Origin of the sequence: Vibrio rumoiensis (genome assembly GCF_002218045.2) — a bacterium.
Classification (GTDB): Bacteria; Pseudomonadota; Gammaproteobacteria; order Enterobacterales; family Vibrionaceae; genus Vibrio; species Vibrio rumoiensis.
The window spans coordinates 823,519-841,264 of sequence record NZ_AP018685.1 but is presented as its reverse complement, the minus strand read 5'-3'; the positions used below and the strand labels follow the sequence as shown (position 1 = coordinate 841,264).

Annotated in this window: 18 protein-coding genes; 4 read left to right on the top strand and 14 right to left on the bottom strand. The window is 42.8% G+C overall.

Features of this window, described 5'->3' with window-relative positions:
- The first annotated feature begins 7 nt into the window (after positions 1 to 7).
- From VRUMOI_RS03860 to VRUMOI_RS03850, 3 genes are all read left to right on the top strand, one after another.
- Entirely contained in the window at positions 8 to 1,162 is a 1,155-nt protein-coding gene (locus VRUMOI_RS03860; protein ID WP_089137527.1) for a glycerate kinase family protein, read from the top strand.
- A 149-nt stretch (positions 1,163 to 1,311) separates the two neighbouring features.
- Entirely contained in the window at positions 1,312 to 2,478 is a 1,167-nt protein-coding gene (gene chrA / locus VRUMOI_RS03855) for a chromate efflux transporter (protein ID WP_089137528.1), read from the top strand.
- 82 nt (positions 2,479 to 2,560) lie between these two features.
- Positions 2,561 to 4,009, top strand: coding sequence for an O-antigen ligase family protein (locus tag VRUMOI_RS03850; protein ID WP_089137529.1), 1,449 nt, complete (start codon positions 2,561 to 2,563; stop codon positions 4,007 to 4,009).
- Positions 4,010 to 4,146: 137 nt separating this feature from the next.
- On the opposite strand, the gene VRUMOI_RS03845 is transcribed toward VRUMOI_RS03850, so the two are convergent.
- The 14 genes from VRUMOI_RS03845 to VRUMOI_RS03780 all read right to left on the bottom strand — a co-directional run bounded on the left by VRUMOI_RS03845 (position 4,147) and on the right by VRUMOI_RS03780 (position 16,683).
- A complete protein-coding gene (locus VRUMOI_RS03845; protein WP_089137530.1) occupies positions 4,147 to 5,145 on the bottom strand; it encodes a tetratricopeptide repeat protein in 999 nt (332 codons plus the stop codon).
- A gap of 35 nt (positions 5,146 to 5,180) precedes the next feature.
- Positions 5,181 to 6,134, bottom strand: coding sequence for a type II secretion system F family protein (locus VRUMOI_RS03840; RefSeq protein WP_089137531.1), 954 nt, complete (start codon positions 6,132 to 6,134; stop codon positions 5,181 to 5,183).
- A 2-nt stretch (positions 6,135 to 6,136) separates the two neighbouring features.
- A complete protein-coding gene (locus VRUMOI_RS03835) occupies positions 6,137 to 7,102 on the bottom strand; it encodes a type II secretion system F family protein (RefSeq protein WP_089137532.1) in 966 nt (321 codons plus the stop codon).
- A gap of 13 nt (positions 7,103 to 7,115) precedes the next feature.
- Entirely contained in the window at positions 7,116 to 8,552 is a 1,437-nt protein-coding gene (locus VRUMOI_RS03830) for a CpaF family protein (RefSeq protein WP_089137533.1), read from the bottom strand.
- Positions 8,553 to 8,561: 9 nt separating this feature from the next.
- Positions 8,562 to 9,773 carry an AAA family ATPase gene (locus VRUMOI_RS03825; protein WP_089137534.1) on the bottom strand — a complete coding sequence of 404 codons (1,212 nt, stop codon included), beginning with the start codon at positions 9,771 to 9,773 and terminating at the stop codon, positions 8,562 to 8,564.
- Positions 9,774 to 9,780: 7 nt separating this feature from the next.
- Positions 9,781 to 10,266, bottom strand: a complete 486-nt coding sequence (locus VRUMOI_RS03820) for a TadE/TadG family type IV pilus assembly protein (protein WP_231897484.1) — start codon at positions 10,264 to 10,266, stop codon at positions 9,781 to 9,783.
- A gap of 10 nt (positions 10,267 to 10,276) precedes the next feature.
- Positions 10,277 to 10,723 (bottom strand): TadE/TadG family type IV pilus assembly protein, encoded by a 447-nt coding sequence (locus tag VRUMOI_RS03815; RefSeq protein ID WP_089137536.1) that lies wholly within the window; start codon positions 10,721 to 10,723, stop codon positions 10,277 to 10,279.
- On the bottom strand, positions 10,723 to 11,925 hold the full coding sequence (locus tag VRUMOI_RS03810) for a Tad domain-containing protein (RefSeq protein ID WP_089137537.1): 1,203 nt from the start codon (positions 11,923 to 11,925) through the stop codon (positions 10,723 to 10,725). The genes VRUMOI_RS03815 and VRUMOI_RS03810 overlap by 1 nt, the downstream gene beginning before the upstream one ends.
- 76 nt (positions 11,926 to 12,001) lie before the next feature.
- Positions 12,002 to 12,268, bottom strand: a complete 267-nt coding sequence (locus VRUMOI_RS03805; RefSeq protein WP_394607819.1) for a hypothetical protein — start codon at positions 12,266 to 12,268, stop codon at positions 12,002 to 12,004.
- A gap of 10 nt (positions 12,269 to 12,278) precedes the next feature.
- A complete protein-coding gene (locus VRUMOI_RS03800) occupies positions 12,279 to 13,610 on the bottom strand; it encodes a type II and III secretion system protein family protein (RefSeq protein ID WP_231897504.1) in 1,332 nt (443 codons plus the stop codon).
- Between the two features lie 129 nt (positions 13,611 to 13,739).
- Complete coding sequence (gene cpaB, locus VRUMOI_RS03795) at positions 13,740 to 14,492, bottom strand: Flp pilus assembly protein CpaB (protein WP_089137540.1); 753 nt, start codon at positions 14,490 to 14,492, stop codon at positions 13,740 to 13,742.
- On the bottom strand, positions 14,489 to 15,844 hold the full coding sequence (locus VRUMOI_RS03790) for an ATP-binding protein (protein ID WP_089137541.1): 1,356 nt from the start codon (positions 15,842 to 15,844) through the stop codon (positions 14,489 to 14,491). The genes cpaB and VRUMOI_RS03790 overlap by 4 nt, the downstream gene beginning before the upstream one ends.
- Before the next feature lie 140 nt (positions 15,845 to 15,984).
- A complete protein-coding gene (locus VRUMOI_RS03785; protein ID WP_089137542.1) occupies positions 15,985 to 16,491 on the bottom strand; it encodes an A24 family peptidase in 507 nt (168 codons plus the stop codon).
- 9 nt (positions 16,492 to 16,500) lie between these two features.
- The gene (locus VRUMOI_RS03780; protein WP_089137543.1) at positions 16,501 to 16,683 is read right to left on the bottom strand and encodes a Flp family type IVb pilin; all 183 of its coding nucleotides are present in this window, start codon (positions 16,681 to 16,683) and stop codon (positions 16,501 to 16,503) included.
- A gap of 246 nt (positions 16,684 to 16,929) precedes the next feature.
- Between VRUMOI_RS03780 and VRUMOI_RS03775 the strand changes: the two genes are divergently transcribed.
- Entirely contained in the window at positions 16,930 to 17,709 is a 780-nt protein-coding gene (locus VRUMOI_RS03775) for a helix-turn-helix domain-containing protein (RefSeq protein ID WP_089137544.1), read from the top strand.
- Positions 17,710 to 17,746: the final 37 nt, after the last annotated feature.

The following is a 17,746-nucleotide window of genomic DNA, read 5'->3' as shown; positions in this document are numbered from 1 at the left end:
GTCCTGTATGAAAATCATTATCGCCCCTGATTCTTTTAAAGAAAGTTTAACCGCGAAACAAGTTTGCCAAGCCATTGAAACTGGGCTGAAGCGAGTTTGGCAAGAGGCGGATTATGTGCATATTCCACTCGCGGACGGCGGTGAAGGTACGGTGCAATCTTTGGTGGATGCCACACAAGGAGAAATCATTGATTGCGCGGTGACAGGACCTCTTGGACATCAAGTTGACGCTTTTTATGGGCGGTTAGGCGGTGAGTTAAGCCACACCGCAGTGATTGAAATGGCGGCAGCCAGTGGTTTGCATCACGTGCCGAGTGCGCAGCGTGATCCTAAAGCCACCACCAGCTTTGGTACTGGTGAATTAATCGCTCACGCTTTAGAAAACGGCGCTAAAAAACTGATTATTGGTTTAGGAGGCAGTGCAACCAATGATGGTGGTATGGGGATGTTAGAAGCATTGGGCGTTACCTTTCTTGATGACAACAGCCATCCGATTTCAGGTAATGGCATCGGCTTAACTCAAATTAAGTCGATTAATGTAGACGGCCTACATTCTCAACTTGCCGCTTGTGAGATTGTGATAGCGAGTGATGTGAATAATCCATTGTGTGGCGAGCACGGTGCTACCGCGACCTTTGGCAAGCAGAAAGGCGCAACAACAGAAGATACTCAATTACTCGATCAAGCATTAAGTGATTATGCTGACTTAATTGCTTCTCAGTTTGATAGACAAGTCAAAGACCTGCCGGGCGCGGGTGCCGCCGGTGGACTTGGAGCGGCCTTTTTAGGGTTTACATCCGCCACTTTAAAGCCCGGGATCGACATTGTATTAGAAACCTTATCGATCGATTCTCACTTGCAAGGCGCCGATTTAGTGATCACCGGTGAAGGCCGTATTGACTGGCAAAGTGCCCATGGCAAAACCCCTGTCGGGATCGCCAAAGCTGCTAAGAAGTTCGACTTACCAGTGATTGCACTTGCAGGTTGTGTTGGCGATAACTACCAAGCGGTTTATGAACATGGTATTGACGCTGTGTTTGCCGCGATTCCAAGACCGTTTGATTTAGAAACCGCCTTTGCTGAAGCAGAAGTGAATATGGCTAACCTAGCGGAAAATGTCGCCCGAACAGTCAAGATAGGAATGATAAGGAAGAACGGATAAAATGGTTTTCGTTTCTCGGTGCTCGATCCGCGCTTTTGGTTTATTCGAGCAACGAAACGCCCGAGATTCGAGTAACGATAACGCCTTTCATTCTACTGTCATAAACTATAGTCAATATACCCTAACATTTTCTTTATCATTTTGACTTCATGTTCGACTTATTCAAAACCTTCTTTCTACTCGGCTGGGTAAGCTTCGGTGGCCCAGCCGCGCATATTGGTTACTTTCGTCAAGCCTTTGTTGAAAAACGACACTGGCTTACAGAACAAGACTATGCCCAACTAGTGGCGTTTAGCCAGTTTTTACCGGGCCCAGGCTCTAGTCAAATTGGCTTTGCGATTGGCTATCAACGGGCGGGGCTTTTCGGTGGAATTCTGGCTTTTCTTGGTTTTACCTTACCATCAGTCATCTTGATGATCGCCATCGCCGCCTTTAGCCAGCAATGGTTAGACAACTCTTGGATGCAAGGCATTATCCATGGATTAAAATTACTGGCCGTCGTCGTGGTATTTGATGCGACCTACACTATGTTCAAACAGTTTTGCCAGCACAGGCAACATCAAGCTTTATGCGTCTTCACCGCCAGTATTTGCCTGTTGTGGCCATTCGCCATTAGCCAGATGGTTTGTTTAGTTATCGCGGCAATGCTTGGTCACTTTTTTAGTACCTCCAAACATGCTTCCTTTAATCAAACTACAACCGCCATCCGTTTTTCATTATCAGCTAAATTCGCCTTAAGCCTATTTCTAGTATTATTTGCACTGTCATTATTTTGGCCGAGTAACCATGCATTGCTCACGTTGCTGAAAGATTTTTTCTCAGCCGGCAGCTTAGTGTTTGGCGGTGGTCATGTGGTGTTACCGCTTTTGCAATCCACAGTGGGCGAACAACTATCAAACGATAGCTTTATGACGGGCTATGCAGCAGCGCAAGCCATGCCAGGCCCAATGTTTACCTTCGCCACTTACCTTGGCTATATGCTGATGCCTAGCATGCCTATTGTTGGCGCTTTATCGGCAACTTTGATGATTTTCTTACCGGGTTTCTTGCTCGTGATTGGGTTGGTTAAACAGTGGCAACAATTAAGCCAACACTCGTATGTTTTCCCCATGATTGCAGGAGTCAATGCGGCGGTAGTCGGTTTACTAATGGCTGCTTTATACCAACCTATTTTTATTTCAGCAGTACACCACTCCCTTGATATAGTGGCCGTCCTGATTGGAATTTTCATACAACGCAGCCTACGTCTTCCCATCATTACACTGGTCACCACATTTGCCATTGTAGGGTGTGTCGTCTCATTTTTAATACACTAAACCACTCATCACAATAAAAATATCACCTTAATTCAATGGGTTTTCTATACTCAAAATAAAGCTTAACCATGGATGGCGCTTTATGAAAACAATGGTGATTCAACCAACGCTGATTAATGTCCGTTACTACCCTCAGTTTTTATTGTCTTTGATGTTAGTTGGCAGTGTCCTATTAAGCTTTACGCCATATTGGTTAGACCCAACCACATTATTTGATACTAAACGTTTCTTTGTTATTTTTTATTTATTACTCACAGCGCTTGTGATGCTTTGCTCTGGCAACATACGAAACGCGATCATTGATTCATTTCTCAACCAATCCTCCTTAAGCAAAAGAGTCATATTGCTAGCGGTGACCTGTGCGTTATTTGCCAATATCACCGCTTTATATTGGGTCAAATCGCAGGCAGTTTTTACTTATGGGTTAATGTTTATTGTCGTGACAGCCTTATTACGTAATGTCGCAGCACAAAATAATGATTTAATTTTACGTTTATATATTTGGTTAACATGTAGCCTTTTCGCTTCGGTATTTTTATTCCACTGCGTCGCAACCTGGCAAGGTGAGATCCCTAACTATCGCTACATTTTTAGTTTTGTGAATCCAAGAAATATTAACCATATCCAAATCTGGTTAATCTTACCTTTACTCTATTGGGCATGGCAGAACAGACTAAAACCAAAAGCTTGGCTATATGCCCTCCCCGTCATCATGCATTTCAGCCTATTATTGACTCTCGATGCTCGCGGCGCATTTATCGCCAGTATGGGCGGCATATTACTTTGGCTGATTCTCTCCCCCAATAAAGCGCAACGTTTTAAATGGTTATTGGCTTTGTTATTTTTAGGCTTATTAATGAAGTGGTTGCTCTTTTCGCCTTTACCGCAATATTGGCTACAAGGTATGTGGCCGGAAGGACAAGGAGAAATTCGATTAAGCGATTCCAACCGTCTAGCCTTATGGCGAAATGCCATCGCAATGCTCTCGTTTTGGGGGCATGGTGGCGATACCTTTGTCTGCAATAATGACGTAATTGCCCACACCACACATAACTCTGTGCTCAATATTGCAATCGAATGGGGAGTCGTCGCGACACTATGCTACATCAGCCTATTACTACTGACCTTTTACCGTGTTTGTAGCTGCACAGATGAAAAGAGACAAGTATTAGGAATAACGGTGTTATCTGGCTTTGCTTATAGCCTAATTTCAGGCGTTCTCAACACGCCACTCAGCCAGGGGTTGGCGGCAATTTCCGTGGCTTTATTTTGGGCAACAAACACTGAGTTAACAAACACCAAGTTAAAAGCATCCTCTTTACCTTCAACCTCCACGGTGAAGAAAATGGCTCATGGCGTATTGATCTTATTATCCGTTTGGGCAATCGCTTTTATCGGTTACAAAACCTTCCTACGTATCGATAACAATCAATATCGCCATGTCAGCGTAGACTATTACATGCCACAATTTTGGATTGAGCATAACTGTATGGATGTGACGCGTAGATTAAATCTGCCCGCTTCTCACTAGTCTAACTAGCCATTCACTCACCAAGTGTGTCGCTTAAACATCGTGCCTCAAAAGCATAACTAGACGTCAAGAAAACGCCTCGGTGAAACATCACAGAGGCGAGTAAGGTGCAGCAATGTGGTTTCAATCGCTTGCGGTTACGTTGGGTTTTTCGCGCGAATTTCGGATAAAGCTCGCGATAAATTGTCATTCGCTAATGGGTAATAAGAGGGGTTCTTATCAATGGCCCGCTTAAAGTAAGGCACTGATTCTTCTTGATGTTGGTTGAGCATCAATAAATACCCTACGTTATTAAGCGCTTCATAATCTGGCATCACTCTCATAAACACATTAAGCGCATTGGTCACCTGCCCTTGGCGGATATAAATAAGAGCAAGGTTATTAGTGGCTCGTTTATTTTGAGGCTGCAATGCGACAACTTGCTTAGTATAGAAGAGGGCTTGTTTGTCATTGCCCTGCATATAATACGAATAACCTAAATTTAATTTCGCTAATGTAGAGAAAGGGTCAATGGCTAAAGCTTTTTTATAATACTCTTGAGCTAACTCTCCCTCTTGATTCACATCGGCTAAAATTCCAAGCCCTATATAAGCATGCAAAGGTGATTGAGGATCTAACTTAAGCGCTTCCACTTGCTCGACAGTGATACTCTCTTTATGTCGAGCAAATGGCTCATTTTGCTTTAATCGAATTTGATCGGCATTAATCGCGCGATAAAAATACACCTGACCATCCGGTAAGTTACCATTACGACTGTATAATACGCCTAGATTTTCCAACGCCGTGACATTATTCGGATTCTCTTCCACCGCCCTTAAATAAGACTTTTCCGCTAAAGGTACGTTACCTCTCGCTTGATGAATATCGCCAATAGTAATTAACGTTTTATCCGCATATTCCAAATCATCAAACTCTAAAGAGCGAATATATTCATATAAGGCTAAATCCATTTTTTTATTTGCCAACGCTTTATCGCCTCGAGTAATCGCCTCTTTTTCGGTTTTTGGCGCTTCATTGGCCGTTAAGCTATCTACCGGCTTGCCTGAATATAAGGAATCATCAAAAGCATTCACTTGATCGTTTGAGCTACAACCCTGTAGCGCAACTAGCATCATCAACATTATCCATTTTTGCATGGGGTTCTCCTTAAGTGCTCAAATGTAAACGCTTGTTATTTAAAGGCATCCATCAACGATAAAATCGCAGGGCCAACCGCAACAATAAAAAAGCACGGCCAGATAAAAATCAGCATAGGAAATAACATCTGGGTCGGAATTTTCGCGGCGATCTCTTCTGCCGCTTGATTGCGTTTATCACGGTAGTCATCGGCGTAATCTCTGAGCGTTTTGGCAATACTGCCCCCGATTTTATTCGCATGAGAGAGCAATGCGACTAAACCGCGGAATTCCTCAAGCCCTGTCCGAGTGATCAGTCCATGAAACGCATCAGGCATTTCAATCCCAGCCTTAATTTTGACGCACACCGTATCCAGTTCATCGGCTAATTCAGGGTGAGAGATATACAACTCATCGCTCACTCGGCGTAACGATGCCACAAAACCTAATCCCGACTCCGTACACACCACCAATAAATCCAACATGTCGGCAATACCGTTACGGATTTCTCTCTGTCTACGTTTAATTAAATGGTTCAGCACAATATTCGGTAGAAAAACCCCTATTGCAATCGCGACGATAAACAAGGTCGAGACAGAAACCTCTCCACTCATAAAGATATAAATCAACGCCGCTAAAAATAAACAACATAGAGAAGCGAATAATTTGATCGCATAAAAATTCGTTACCGCGGATTTTTGATAGAAACCGGCGTGCATCAGTTTATGCCGAATGCCCTCTTTCTCTTTTTCATTGGTTGGCAAAATATAAGACGATAAGCTTTCTAATGTATTGGAAACTTTGGGAGAATAACGTGCGCTAGGCGTTGTAGATTCTTGACCATTCACCATCGCCAAACGCCGTTTCACTGAATTACGATGCCCAAAAATCAACATGCCACACGCCATCACCGCCAACATAGTCGCCAACAAAATAGCCAGTAAAACCAACCATTCCCTTGAGGTGTTGTTTAACTGTGAAAAATCAAAAACATTCAATAAGCTGTCCATAATTACACCTCAAAGTTAATGATTTTTTTAATCCACGCTGACCCTAAAAATAAACTCACCATCCCAATACTGATCATTTTGATTCCTGCTGGGTCATCATAAAGTGGGTCAAGGTATTCAGGATTTAAGAATGTTAAACCAAGAAATAAACCAAAAGGCGCGAGGATTAATATCCAGGCCGATAAGCGACTTTCAGCGGATAAGGTGCGTATTTTTCTCGCCAATTTAAAACGGGAACGTAGGACAACAGATACTTTTTCGAGATTTTCAGACAAATTGCCACCGGTTTCTTTTTGCAGCATCACCGCCGAGGAAAACGCCAGCATCGAGACGGTAGGGACTCTATCCGCCATTTGCAAAATCGCTAAACGTAAATCATAACCGTAATTAAGCAGGTTAAATGTGTTTTCAAACTCTTCACTGATCGGCGCCTCCATTTCCATACCGACTTCATGAAACGTTTGATTTAAAGGCTTACCGGCTTGCAACATCCGACGAATAATATCCAGAGCTTCCGGAAGTTGTTCTTCAAATTTATTCAACCTTTTGACAATTTTTTGCTGTAAATGAAAGTGCAAAATCACCCACACGCTAGCCATGGCAGCAATCACCACATACCACTGCGCCCCCAGCATTAATAAAAACAAACCAAATACAACACTGATAATCAATGCAGCAATAAACAGATTACCAAAGCTCGAGTTGACCCCCGCTAATTCCACATTCTTTTGAAAACGAGCAAACGGTGAGAACTTAACCAGACTTCGTTCAAACGGAGTTAACCCTTTCAGGTATTGCTCATTCAATAACGAACGGCTTTTGCTATCCAATTTACTTCGGCTGGCTTCTAACCTTTTGACCAACTCAGAGTGCTTGGCTTTACGGCCTGCCGCCGGCAAGATTAGCGCCTGTGAAATAAAAAAAACCGATAAAAACAGCAACACAAAAAACATCCATAAATCTTGCATACTGCCTCCTCAATTACTCACTAAAGGTATCAATCGGCAAATCGATACCTCGTTTCACTAAAGCATCGTGACATTCTGGCACAATCCCGGTGGCGATATAGCGCCCTTGAACCTCACCTTTGTCATTCATCCCTGTTCGAACAAACCGGAAAATTTCAGACATAGTGATGACTTCGCCTTCCATACCATTGATTTCTTGAATGCTGGTCATGCGACGTTTACCGTCTTCTTGACGCTCCATTTGCACCACAACATGCAATGCAGACGCAATTTGTGAGCGTAGGTTTTTAGTTGAAATGGTCCAACCGGCCATCGCAAACATATTCTCAATTCGACTTAAGGCATCCCGTGGCGTATTGGCGTGAATGGTGGCCAGTGAACCATCGTGACCGGTATTCATCGCGGAAAGCATATCCACCGCTTCGCTACCACGCACTTCCCCCACCACAATTCTATCGGGGCGCATACGCAAAGCATTTTTAACCAACTCTCTTTGAGTAATTTCACCTTTGCCTTCTAAATTCGATGGGCGCGTTTCTAGGCGGATCACATGAGGTTGTTGCAGTTGTAATTCGGCAGAATCTTCAATGGTAATAATTCGCTCGGTTTCAGGAATAAACCCAGAAAGGATATTCAGCGTAGTGGTTTTCCCGGAACCCGTACCGCCAGAAATAAGGATATTCAACTCTCCTTTAACCGCCGCCTGAATAAATTTTGCCATCGGGGGGGAGATCGAACCGAAGCTCAATAGGTTATCCATCACCAAACGGTCAACCGCAAAGCGACGAATCGAAAGCGATGGCCCATCAATCGCTAAAGGTGGGATAATTGCATTGACCCTAGAACCATCGACAAGGCGTGCATCCACCATAGGTGAAGATTCATCAATCCGCCGCCCCACTTGGCTCACTATCCGGTCAATAATATTACGTAAATGCTGATCATCTAAAAAAGTATAAGGCGTTTGCTCTAAACGTCCGTGTCGTTCGACATAAATACTTTTTGCGCCATTCACCAAAATATCCGACACAGTATGGTCATGCAGTAATGGTTCGAGAGGCCCTAAGCCAAACACTTCATCTTCAATTTGTTTAACGACCCGTTTGCGCATTTCAGTCGACATAGGATGAGAATTATCGCCCGCCATTAACTGTGTGATGGCTTCTTGTAATTGCTGCTTCCCTTGCTTTTCATCCAAGCTAGAAAGCAACGCTAGATCTAAGGTTTCGAGTAACTTTTTATGGAAGTAATGCTTGACCGACAACTCTTTCTCTAGTTGTTTACGAGTGTTGACCATCGAGTCATCACGCTCAGCATCAACTCGCGGCGGCTCATCCACGTCAATCGTGAGTTGGATAGAAGGCTCAATGCGCGCTTCTTCATTGTTGAGCTCAGATTGCGTCGCTTTATGTTTAAAATCTTGATTTACTTGGCTACGTTTAAAGAACATACCCACCTCCTAAGACAATAATCTCTCAAACCAGCTTTGCGATTTATGTTCAATCGGCACTAAGCTGGCTGCGAATACATGAAAGGCTTTCGATAAGGCGCTGGAAGGCTTACTCAGCACAACTGGATTACCTAAGTTGTTACTTTCCGATATATTTTTAAAGTCATTAGGAATGCAGTGGCACTCGACATTCGGCAAGGTATGTTGGATATCTTGAAGCCCGATTTGCTGGCGCTTTTCAAATCGATTCACTAGCAAGGTTTGCTGCTCTGAAGACACACCATAATCAAAGCTCAATGCTTTCGCGATCAAACTGGCATTGCGGATCGAGGTAATATTTTGCTGAACCACTAAAATAACTTTGGTGAAATGTGAGATCGCCTCTGCCATAAATGGCTCAACGCCTCGCGAAAAATCCACCACGATGTAATCGTAATAGCGACGCAATACCGAAAAGAATTGTTCTACATTCATATTTCTATCGATATCGTTAAAGACACTGTTTTGGCATAAACTGAGAAAATGTAAGCCAGACTCTAGTTGGGTCACTAAAGCACTTAAAGACGATTCATCCAGTCCATCTAACTCATCATAAACATCCTGAATATTATATTTCGGGTAGACATCCATATAAGATGCTGCGACTCCAAATTGGTTGTCCATATCCAGAAAAAGCACTTTTCCAGGATGATACTCCGCCAATACCAATGCCGTGTTCATCGCAACCGTAGTAGTACCAGTGCCACCTTTGGTATTGATAAAAGCAAAGCTTTCACCTTGAACGCTATTCGATAACTTTTCTTGTGCGGTATGTATCAATAAATCGGACAATTGCTCAATGTTGCTGTTTTGCGATAAAAAGTCAGAGGCACCAAGCTTTAAGGCTGATTTTAAAGCCATGGGATCGCTCTCATCACCAAACACAATTAAGGCCGCTGAAATTTCTTTGAATGGATATGAAAGAGATTGCAAATCATCAATGGTTTGCATCCAATTGTCTTTGGCTTCAACAAAGATAAGATCCGGTGCAATCGATTCTTTTTGAGTTAAGCTCGTCAAATCCGCCGCATGAACAAATACGCCTTTTAGCTTATTTTGAGTTTCTAGCTGCATTTGAATATGAGACTTAAAGTCTTCCGTTTGATAAATCACCCAAATGATCAATGTCGTCTTAATCGATAATAATGGTGACGTATCCTGATATTGGGTTTGTAGATTCATAAACACCTCAACATGATTGATTCACTTCTTCATTAGAACTATTCACCGTGATCCCTAAACTTTCACGCGGTAACACGGTTTCAAAACTTGGCATGGTCAGCGCGCCATTATTGCCAATGAAATTTAGTAACGGGATAAACTGGTATTGATAGTTATCAACTCTGGCCCTTACAAAATAAATGCTACCTTGGTTATTCACAGGATCGGCGACCACTTGCCCATTATCACGTAAATAATCAATCACCAATTTTTCTGCTTGAAAATTAGGCGGGTAGTTTTGTTGTACTTTAGGCAGATTAGGAATGTTGCTATTCACGCTGCACACACTGGCCAGTCTGGCCGCTTTGCGCGTCATTTCATTCATCATTTGATAAGTAAACACGTAACGCCCCACTTCAAAGGCACCAAATAACGTCAGCATTAAAGCGGAAACAATTAAAGTGAACTCTATAATCGTGAGCCCAAGTTGGCGTTGGATTAATTGTTGTTTCATCATCGCCTCCTTAGTTGCGGTACAGCACATCGGCTGATGCGGTTAACGTTCTTCCCACCTCAATATCGGTAAACGGCAGAGGTGAAAAAAAAGCATTGAACTGATAACTGGCACTGACCGATATTGTTTTTGCCGCATCATCAATGGCCACGTTCACATCATTAACGCCCAATCCCGACATAACTTCGGATTGAGTAGTATCTGGACTGCCATACACCACGACATTTTTAGTGTCATTCGACACCCCATTAACATTCGGTGTCGGTTCTAATAATGTGGCTTCTTGCATACGGATCGCAGCGTAATTCGCGCCATTTTGTACGGTTTTATTGAGTACATTGTATTGAATGAATAAATGGCCAATATCCGCCATCGCCGCCATCATTAATAGCAACACAGGTAGCGCAATAATAAACTCGATAGCGGCCAGTCCTTGTTGTTGCGATCGCATGTTCATTAGGATTCTCCACTAAGTGGGTCTTTATAAAGCTGCACTTTGTCTTCGGTGACAATGGTAGTTTCACCACCTAGCTCACCATAATCACCTAGGCCTGCGGTGCAATCATCGATATATTCCATAGTAATGATGGCTTCGTTACCATCACCTTGTATTTTCTCCGTTAAAAAGAAACAACCTAACCCGACAACGTCTACTGATTTACGCCCACTAACTTGGCAATTAAGTACAGGTAGAGCAGCAATGCGTTGTTTATACTCTGCCACTAGGCTGGTTTTACAGGCATCGGTTTGACAATTGTTTAGTGCTGCCAAGTATTCTTCATAAGAATTAATGGTTGAATCCTCACCAAAACGACTGTTGTAATCATCATTCACCGAGTTTTTATTACCCGGTTCGGTGGTCACACTACAGCCCACCTCATCACCATCATCATTGACATCACATACCGTGACATCTTCACTTTGCCCAATGGTTAAGCAGCCGTCATAATCATCGGCGATATTCTTTCCTAAATTGCTCGCCCCCGTACCATCAAACGCTAAAAAGCCGAAATTCCCCGCGCCAATAGCATCATCATTACCGGTAAACTTTTTAGACTTCACTTCATAATCACTGCCGCCGACATACCCAAAATCATTACTGGTATCGCCCGATGCTCTCAGATCACACACCCCTATCGGCATAATGTCGTTACACACTTGATTAACGACTTTAATCGCAGGCCCTGATAATGCAGAAGCGGATACTTGCTTTCCAACGCCAAACACTTGGGTGAAATAGCTCTCTAAACCGACATCAGAAACATCCACTCGAACGTAAGGTTTAGAGCCATCGGTTGGCATGGTGGTCGTCTTAGTTGCGGGTTCTGAAGGTGACGCTAAATACTCAATCACCACCGTGCTATTGCCGGGCTCTACCATCTTGCTTAAGGTGTTATTGATCGCCAGCTCTACTTCATTTTGATCAATCGATTCAGCTTCACTCACCAAAGCTTCATTAATTTTGGAAGCACCTGCCAATGCCGCTGAATCAACCACATTTTGCAGCTGTGTTTTATTCGAAATGGCGTGGTTATAATCAATCGCCAACGCAGAAAAAAACAACATCACTATCATCATGAAAGTCACTAAAATCAGCACTAGGCCTTGCTGCTTATTTTTAAGTTTAAAACCTCTGCGATTCTTATAATGATGGTTCATGTTGACCTCCTAACCTGTCATATCCGCAGAGAAAGAGGCCCATTGGCTTCCTCACTGTTGGTATAACAGACAATCGCTATTCATCCGTTGTTAACGGCTCAAGTAACGAGCCACTGATCCCTTGTTCGGTTTGACCGCTGTAAACATCATAAGCCACTTGTGAACGAGCCCCGGTCCCGGTTGGTATCACATCTTTATTGTCGACGGTCGCATTAGGGTTATACACTTGTTCTTGTTGCACTTGTGCCACCGAAACGCCCAGTGGCTTGTCATTCGCGCAGCCCACCAGCATCAAGCACGATGCCGCCCATAGGCTCATAAAAACAGATTGTGTCGTTTTCATCGTGCTCTCCTTATAAATCATGTCCAAACTCACCTTCACTACCCCCAGTGGCAGCAACTTCCGTGTTATTGGCATTATTCGCATTGGCGTTACCTAGATCTCGGTCTTGAATTCTGGCGCCCATACCAAGGATGTAGAACTCCAAGCTATTCGGTTCGATAAAGGCATCCGTCGGTAACGTTACCTTGCTGCGATCAATCGGCTTCGCCAAACGAGGCGTGACTAAGATCACCAGCTCAGTTTCCCCTTTGACAAATTCTTGGCTGTTAAACAGTTGCCCTAGAATAGGAATATCGCCAAATCCAGGCATTTTACTGGCGTTATCTCTTACGTTTTCACTTAATAACCCAGCAATACCAATAGTTTGTCCATCAGCAAGCTCCAACGTAGAAGCGGCACTACGACGGGTAATCGGTGGAATAACATAAGTACCATTAGTACCCGACGGGTTGAGAACAAGTGAGCTTGAGTTAGAAATTTCACTCACATCAACCACCAGTTCCAAATTGATTTTTTGGTCGCTTAAAATGGTTGGAATGAACTTCAGCCCGACCCCGTATTCCTTATATTCAATTGTGACGCCATTATCGCCATCGGGTACTGGAATAGGAAACTCGCCCCCCGCTAAGAACTCTGCTTTTGAGCCACTTAATGCGGTTAAGTTAGGTTCCGCTAATACTTTAGCCATACCGGTTTGTTTGGCGATATCGAGGGCGACTTCAAAAATGGTATTACTGTCAGCGAATGCCCCTAATAACCCATAATCATTCGTACTTGGTGCAGGCAATACCCCTCCAACATTCGGGATGGAAGTCGCCCCCCATTTCACTTTTGAGCCACTCAATTGTAGAAAATTAAAATTGGCATCAAATTTACGTACTAAGTTACGCTGCACTTCCGCCACCGACACTTCGAGAGTCACTTGTTGCGCACCGCCTATCGACATTAAATTCACCACACCCGTATTGGCTATTTGCTCGTCAGACGAACCTTTACTTTTATCGGCGGCTTGCCCTGCCGTGTAAGTTTCTGCAATTTTAAGCACCTTATTCATCTGCTCTTGGCTGCTAACTTGTCCACTCAGTACCAATCGGTCTTGTGCGCTGTGCACCTGGATATTTTCATTCGGCATAAACTCATAAATTTTTTGCTTTAATGAATTCAAGTCATGGGTCACTTCCACATTAATCGATTCAATTAATTGACCACTGCGATCCCAGACCATCAAATTGGTGGACCCCAATTTTTTACCAATCAAAAACAGCTCATTGGATTTCAGCATCACAATATCCAGCACATCGGGATCGCCAAGAGAAACCCGCTGCGCTTTGCCCGATAACATGACATGCTCAGACTTATGATGAGGTACGGTAATGGTTTTTCCCGTTTGAGTCAGTGCTTGTACTTGCCAGCTCGAAAGCAACAACACAAGAACCGTTATTTTTAGAATTAGTCCTTTCATAGCTGCCTCCTAGTTTCGAACCTGAACGCTCGAAGATTCTGTCCCTTTGATGATCGTGACCCGTGGAGGTGACACCGATCGGCGAACCACTTCTGGTTTATCTTCTTGATGTGGATTACGTAGTGCGAGCTGGATATCACCCTTACTTTTCGCAGTTAATAATTTTTCTGCTTCTTTGGGCGTCACTTCTAAAGTCACGGCTCGAACAATAATTGGTTTGTTATCTTTGGTTTTGGCCGTTTGATCGACGGCAAGCACTTTAATGTCTTTTAAGATGGTATTGGTGTTAGCACTATTGCGCCCATAAGATACCGTGTTCATTACATCCACTTTATTACCCGGTAATAAGAATCCACCCACCCCAATTACATCGTTCACTCGAATGGTAACCGCACGTTTATCTTCCGATATTAATGCCGCTAACGTTGAACCTTCACCGGGTAAGGATATTCTTTGTTGAGTAATCGGTTCATCTTGATAAATCATCGATGTCGTGACTTTCCCTACAACCAATTCTGGCTTATCAAATTGAAACTCGTTACGCCAAGCGTCTTCAATCAACTTAAGTTTTAAGTCAGTATCTTTAATGATTCTTCCCGGCTCCAACTCCACTGCCGCGATCACTATCGGCTGACGATCGACTTGCTCAACTTTCACTTCAGGTTGAACTTGTTCACTCATCCATTGTTGGGCGAAATAAACTGCGCCCAGCCCTAGCAATATGGAGAGTAAAAATAGCAACACCACTTGTACCTTACTCATAGCGTCATCCTCTTAAGTTGTTCATCACTGAAGTAAATTTGCCATGCAGACTCAACCAAAACCGCCGTTAAGCGACTTTCGAGTTTTTTATACACCATCAGATCGTGACAAATTCGAGTAATGTCTTTCGGTATGCAGGGGTAGTACGCCACTTGATCGCGTTTATGCAATAACAACAAATGCTGTAATGGCGCGTCATCGTAAAGAAAGTTTTGTAGTTCACATTGTGCTTGCCAAAGTGCTTTATAATCTTGGATGTCTAATGGTGGGAAATGCACTTTATAACCTAGGCGACGTAAAAACGCGGGGTCGCCGATTTCTTTAGGCGTTAAGTTGGTGGAGAAAATCAGCGTCGTCACAAAGGGGATCGTCGATTGCTGACCATTAGGTAAAGATAGGTAATCAATTTGATATTCCATTGGCACAATCCAACGGTTAAGCAAACGCTCTGTTGGCATTGATTGACGCCCAAAGTCATCAATAATAAAAATGCCGTTATTCGCCATCATCTGCAAAGGGGCAAGCCAAGCTCCCGTTGCATCACATTTTGAAACTTCTAACATATTCATGGTGAGTTCACCGCCCACTTGGACAAGCGGACGAGAGCACAGTACCCAGCGTCTATCATGATGTTGATTAAAAAAGATATCAGATTGCTCAGACGATGGAGCCAATTCATGATGGTGTTGGGGCGTAAAAAGCCGCACTATATTGCCAGAAACAAACACCGCATAAGGAATATAAACAGGCGTATTCAAAGAACGAATAATACGATTGGCAATATAGCTTTTTCCAGTTCCAGGATCGCCGTAAAACAAGATGGCACGCCCGGAATTAATTGCAGGACCAATCAGGTCAACATATTGATCTACGCCATATACATCATTTAATGCTTGGCGCAAAAGCTCTTGCGTAATAGGGGAGTGGCGTAAGCTTTGCTGCTTTGCCATGTATTGATAATCACGCAACGGAACGGGAATAGGCCCAACATACCCATCTTTTTTCAATGCTGCTTTTGCTTGGGATTCACCAGAAGATGTGAGTTGATAACGCAAAATTGAACTGTTAACCCCTTGCGCGCCATTAACCGGCGTCTTTAAGCTATCCGGTTGAAGCACTTCAACATAACCGTGCTCTCTGAGTTGATTAATCAAGAGTTGAATTAGATTACTGCTGATGGCAAGCCTTTGAGTTAACTGTAATAAATTAATTTTAGGCTCAATATTTAATAACTTAAGTAATAAGGCTTCAGCGACATAAGTGGGCACGCCAAGCCCTTCTAATGAAGTGGCCATTTGAGGAGGATTCACAGGGGCGTGGCCATGTGTTTCAAGCGTCTTTGAGAGCTGCATAACTTCCCCTTTTATTTTACTAGTCAATCCATGATTCTTTGCTGTGTCATATCACCCACAACATGCTTAGTCATTTCTTTATCATTTCAGTCGAGAGTGCTCTGCCATTTCTCAGCGATCTTCGTCAAAAATAGCGAGGGTTAAAGACTGTAGTAGTACCATGCAAGCGCACAAACGATGGCTGGAGCAAAGGGGACATAGGTTTTAGTGATGGCCCCCGCTTGCATTTTCTGACCATAAGTTATTCGCATATAAGTTTGTTGAGCCAGTAACCTCAATGAGCCAGTAGGTTGTGTTTTACTGGCAAAATTACTAAGCCAGTAAAACACGCTAAATACGGCTCCAAACCCCAATAACGCCTGGGTAAAAGGCCATAAACCAGCCCAGCCGATCAATAGCCCCACCGCACCCAATAACTTGACATCTCCTGCCGCCATCGCGCCGCAAAGATACAATCCCAAGCACACCACAAACATGGTTAAACCCGCTTGAGCATGTTGCCACCACTGGTCGGCGGTAAGATGTTGCATATTGCCTTCGAGTAAAAAGGCCAACAACAAATAGCCGACCCAACGATTGGGGATTTTATTTTCGCGTGCATCCAGTACGGCAATAGCAAGTAAGATGCTCCAAGTTAAAATTGTCATAGTTACCCATCAACTACCTATCTGAGAAACTAACCCTTCTAGCTTCCCTTTTAGACCGGCGTCGCCAAAGAAATTACTAAAGAAACCCGTACCAATAAGTACTAACGCTGCCGCACCAATCACATACTCTACGATGGTCAACCCTTCTTCATCATTGATGAAATCTTTTGTTAATTGCATTAACTTGTTCATATTGAACTCCTTATCTATATGTTTTTTATCACGCAAACACTTATTTTTAACGTTATTCATATGAGTCAAACAAACTATATTTGACACAACTTGAGATTAGGATTGATTTTTTAATGTGATAGGACTTTATTGCTAACTCATTGCACTTTGTTGTCAAAGTGCAAAATAAAATTTATTACAAATTTTATTTATCACACTATACTGACATTAATATTGATTAGAAAATGGACTTTCTATAGGTAAAATATGATGATCGACAGTGAGCAAGGATCCCTCAGAAAACTCAACATACCTTGGCTAGGTGCTGAGTTTTCGGAACTTCCTCATGAAATAAAGAAAAGCTTTCTAACTCACTTCGAACTTATAAAAAAACCGAACAACGTTTCAATGTTAACGGAAAGTCAAATACAAACCGCCATTTATTATTTAAATTCAAAAAAACACTACCAAATTGATTGCGCATTAATTATCTGCCAAAACTTAAACAAAAAGCTCATTGTCATTCACCACAATGAAATCGTGAGTTACATTCAAGATTCACCGAATGTTTTATTTTGTCTTGATATTGAATCAAAACCGATCAACATTTTAATTGAGCAAATCCAAACCCACTTTTATCACGAATATCATTCATATTTGAATGAACAAAATATGAACACCTCGCCAGATCAACTGCAAGAATCCATTTGCGGCTCTCAAGGTAAGTTCATGGCTTGTTTAGATCATATTCAAATCCATTTGCATGAACCTATCAAAATTGAAACCTTAGCGGACATGTGTCATTGCTCCACCTATTATTTTTCACGCCAATTCCACAGTATCGTAGGCATGTCCTTCCGCAATTACATCTCTTTAAAACGCACAGAAATGGCAAAACACTTGCTATTGACGCAACCAGAAGAAAAAATTTCTAGCATTGCTTTCCAATGTGGCTTTAAAGATGAAGCTTACTTTACCCGTCACTTTAAAAAGAAAATTGGTATCACCCCATCGAGTTATCGACAAAAATACTTACAATCTAATTGATGTTTGAGTTCACAACATTTAACTGGTTGGACCTTTG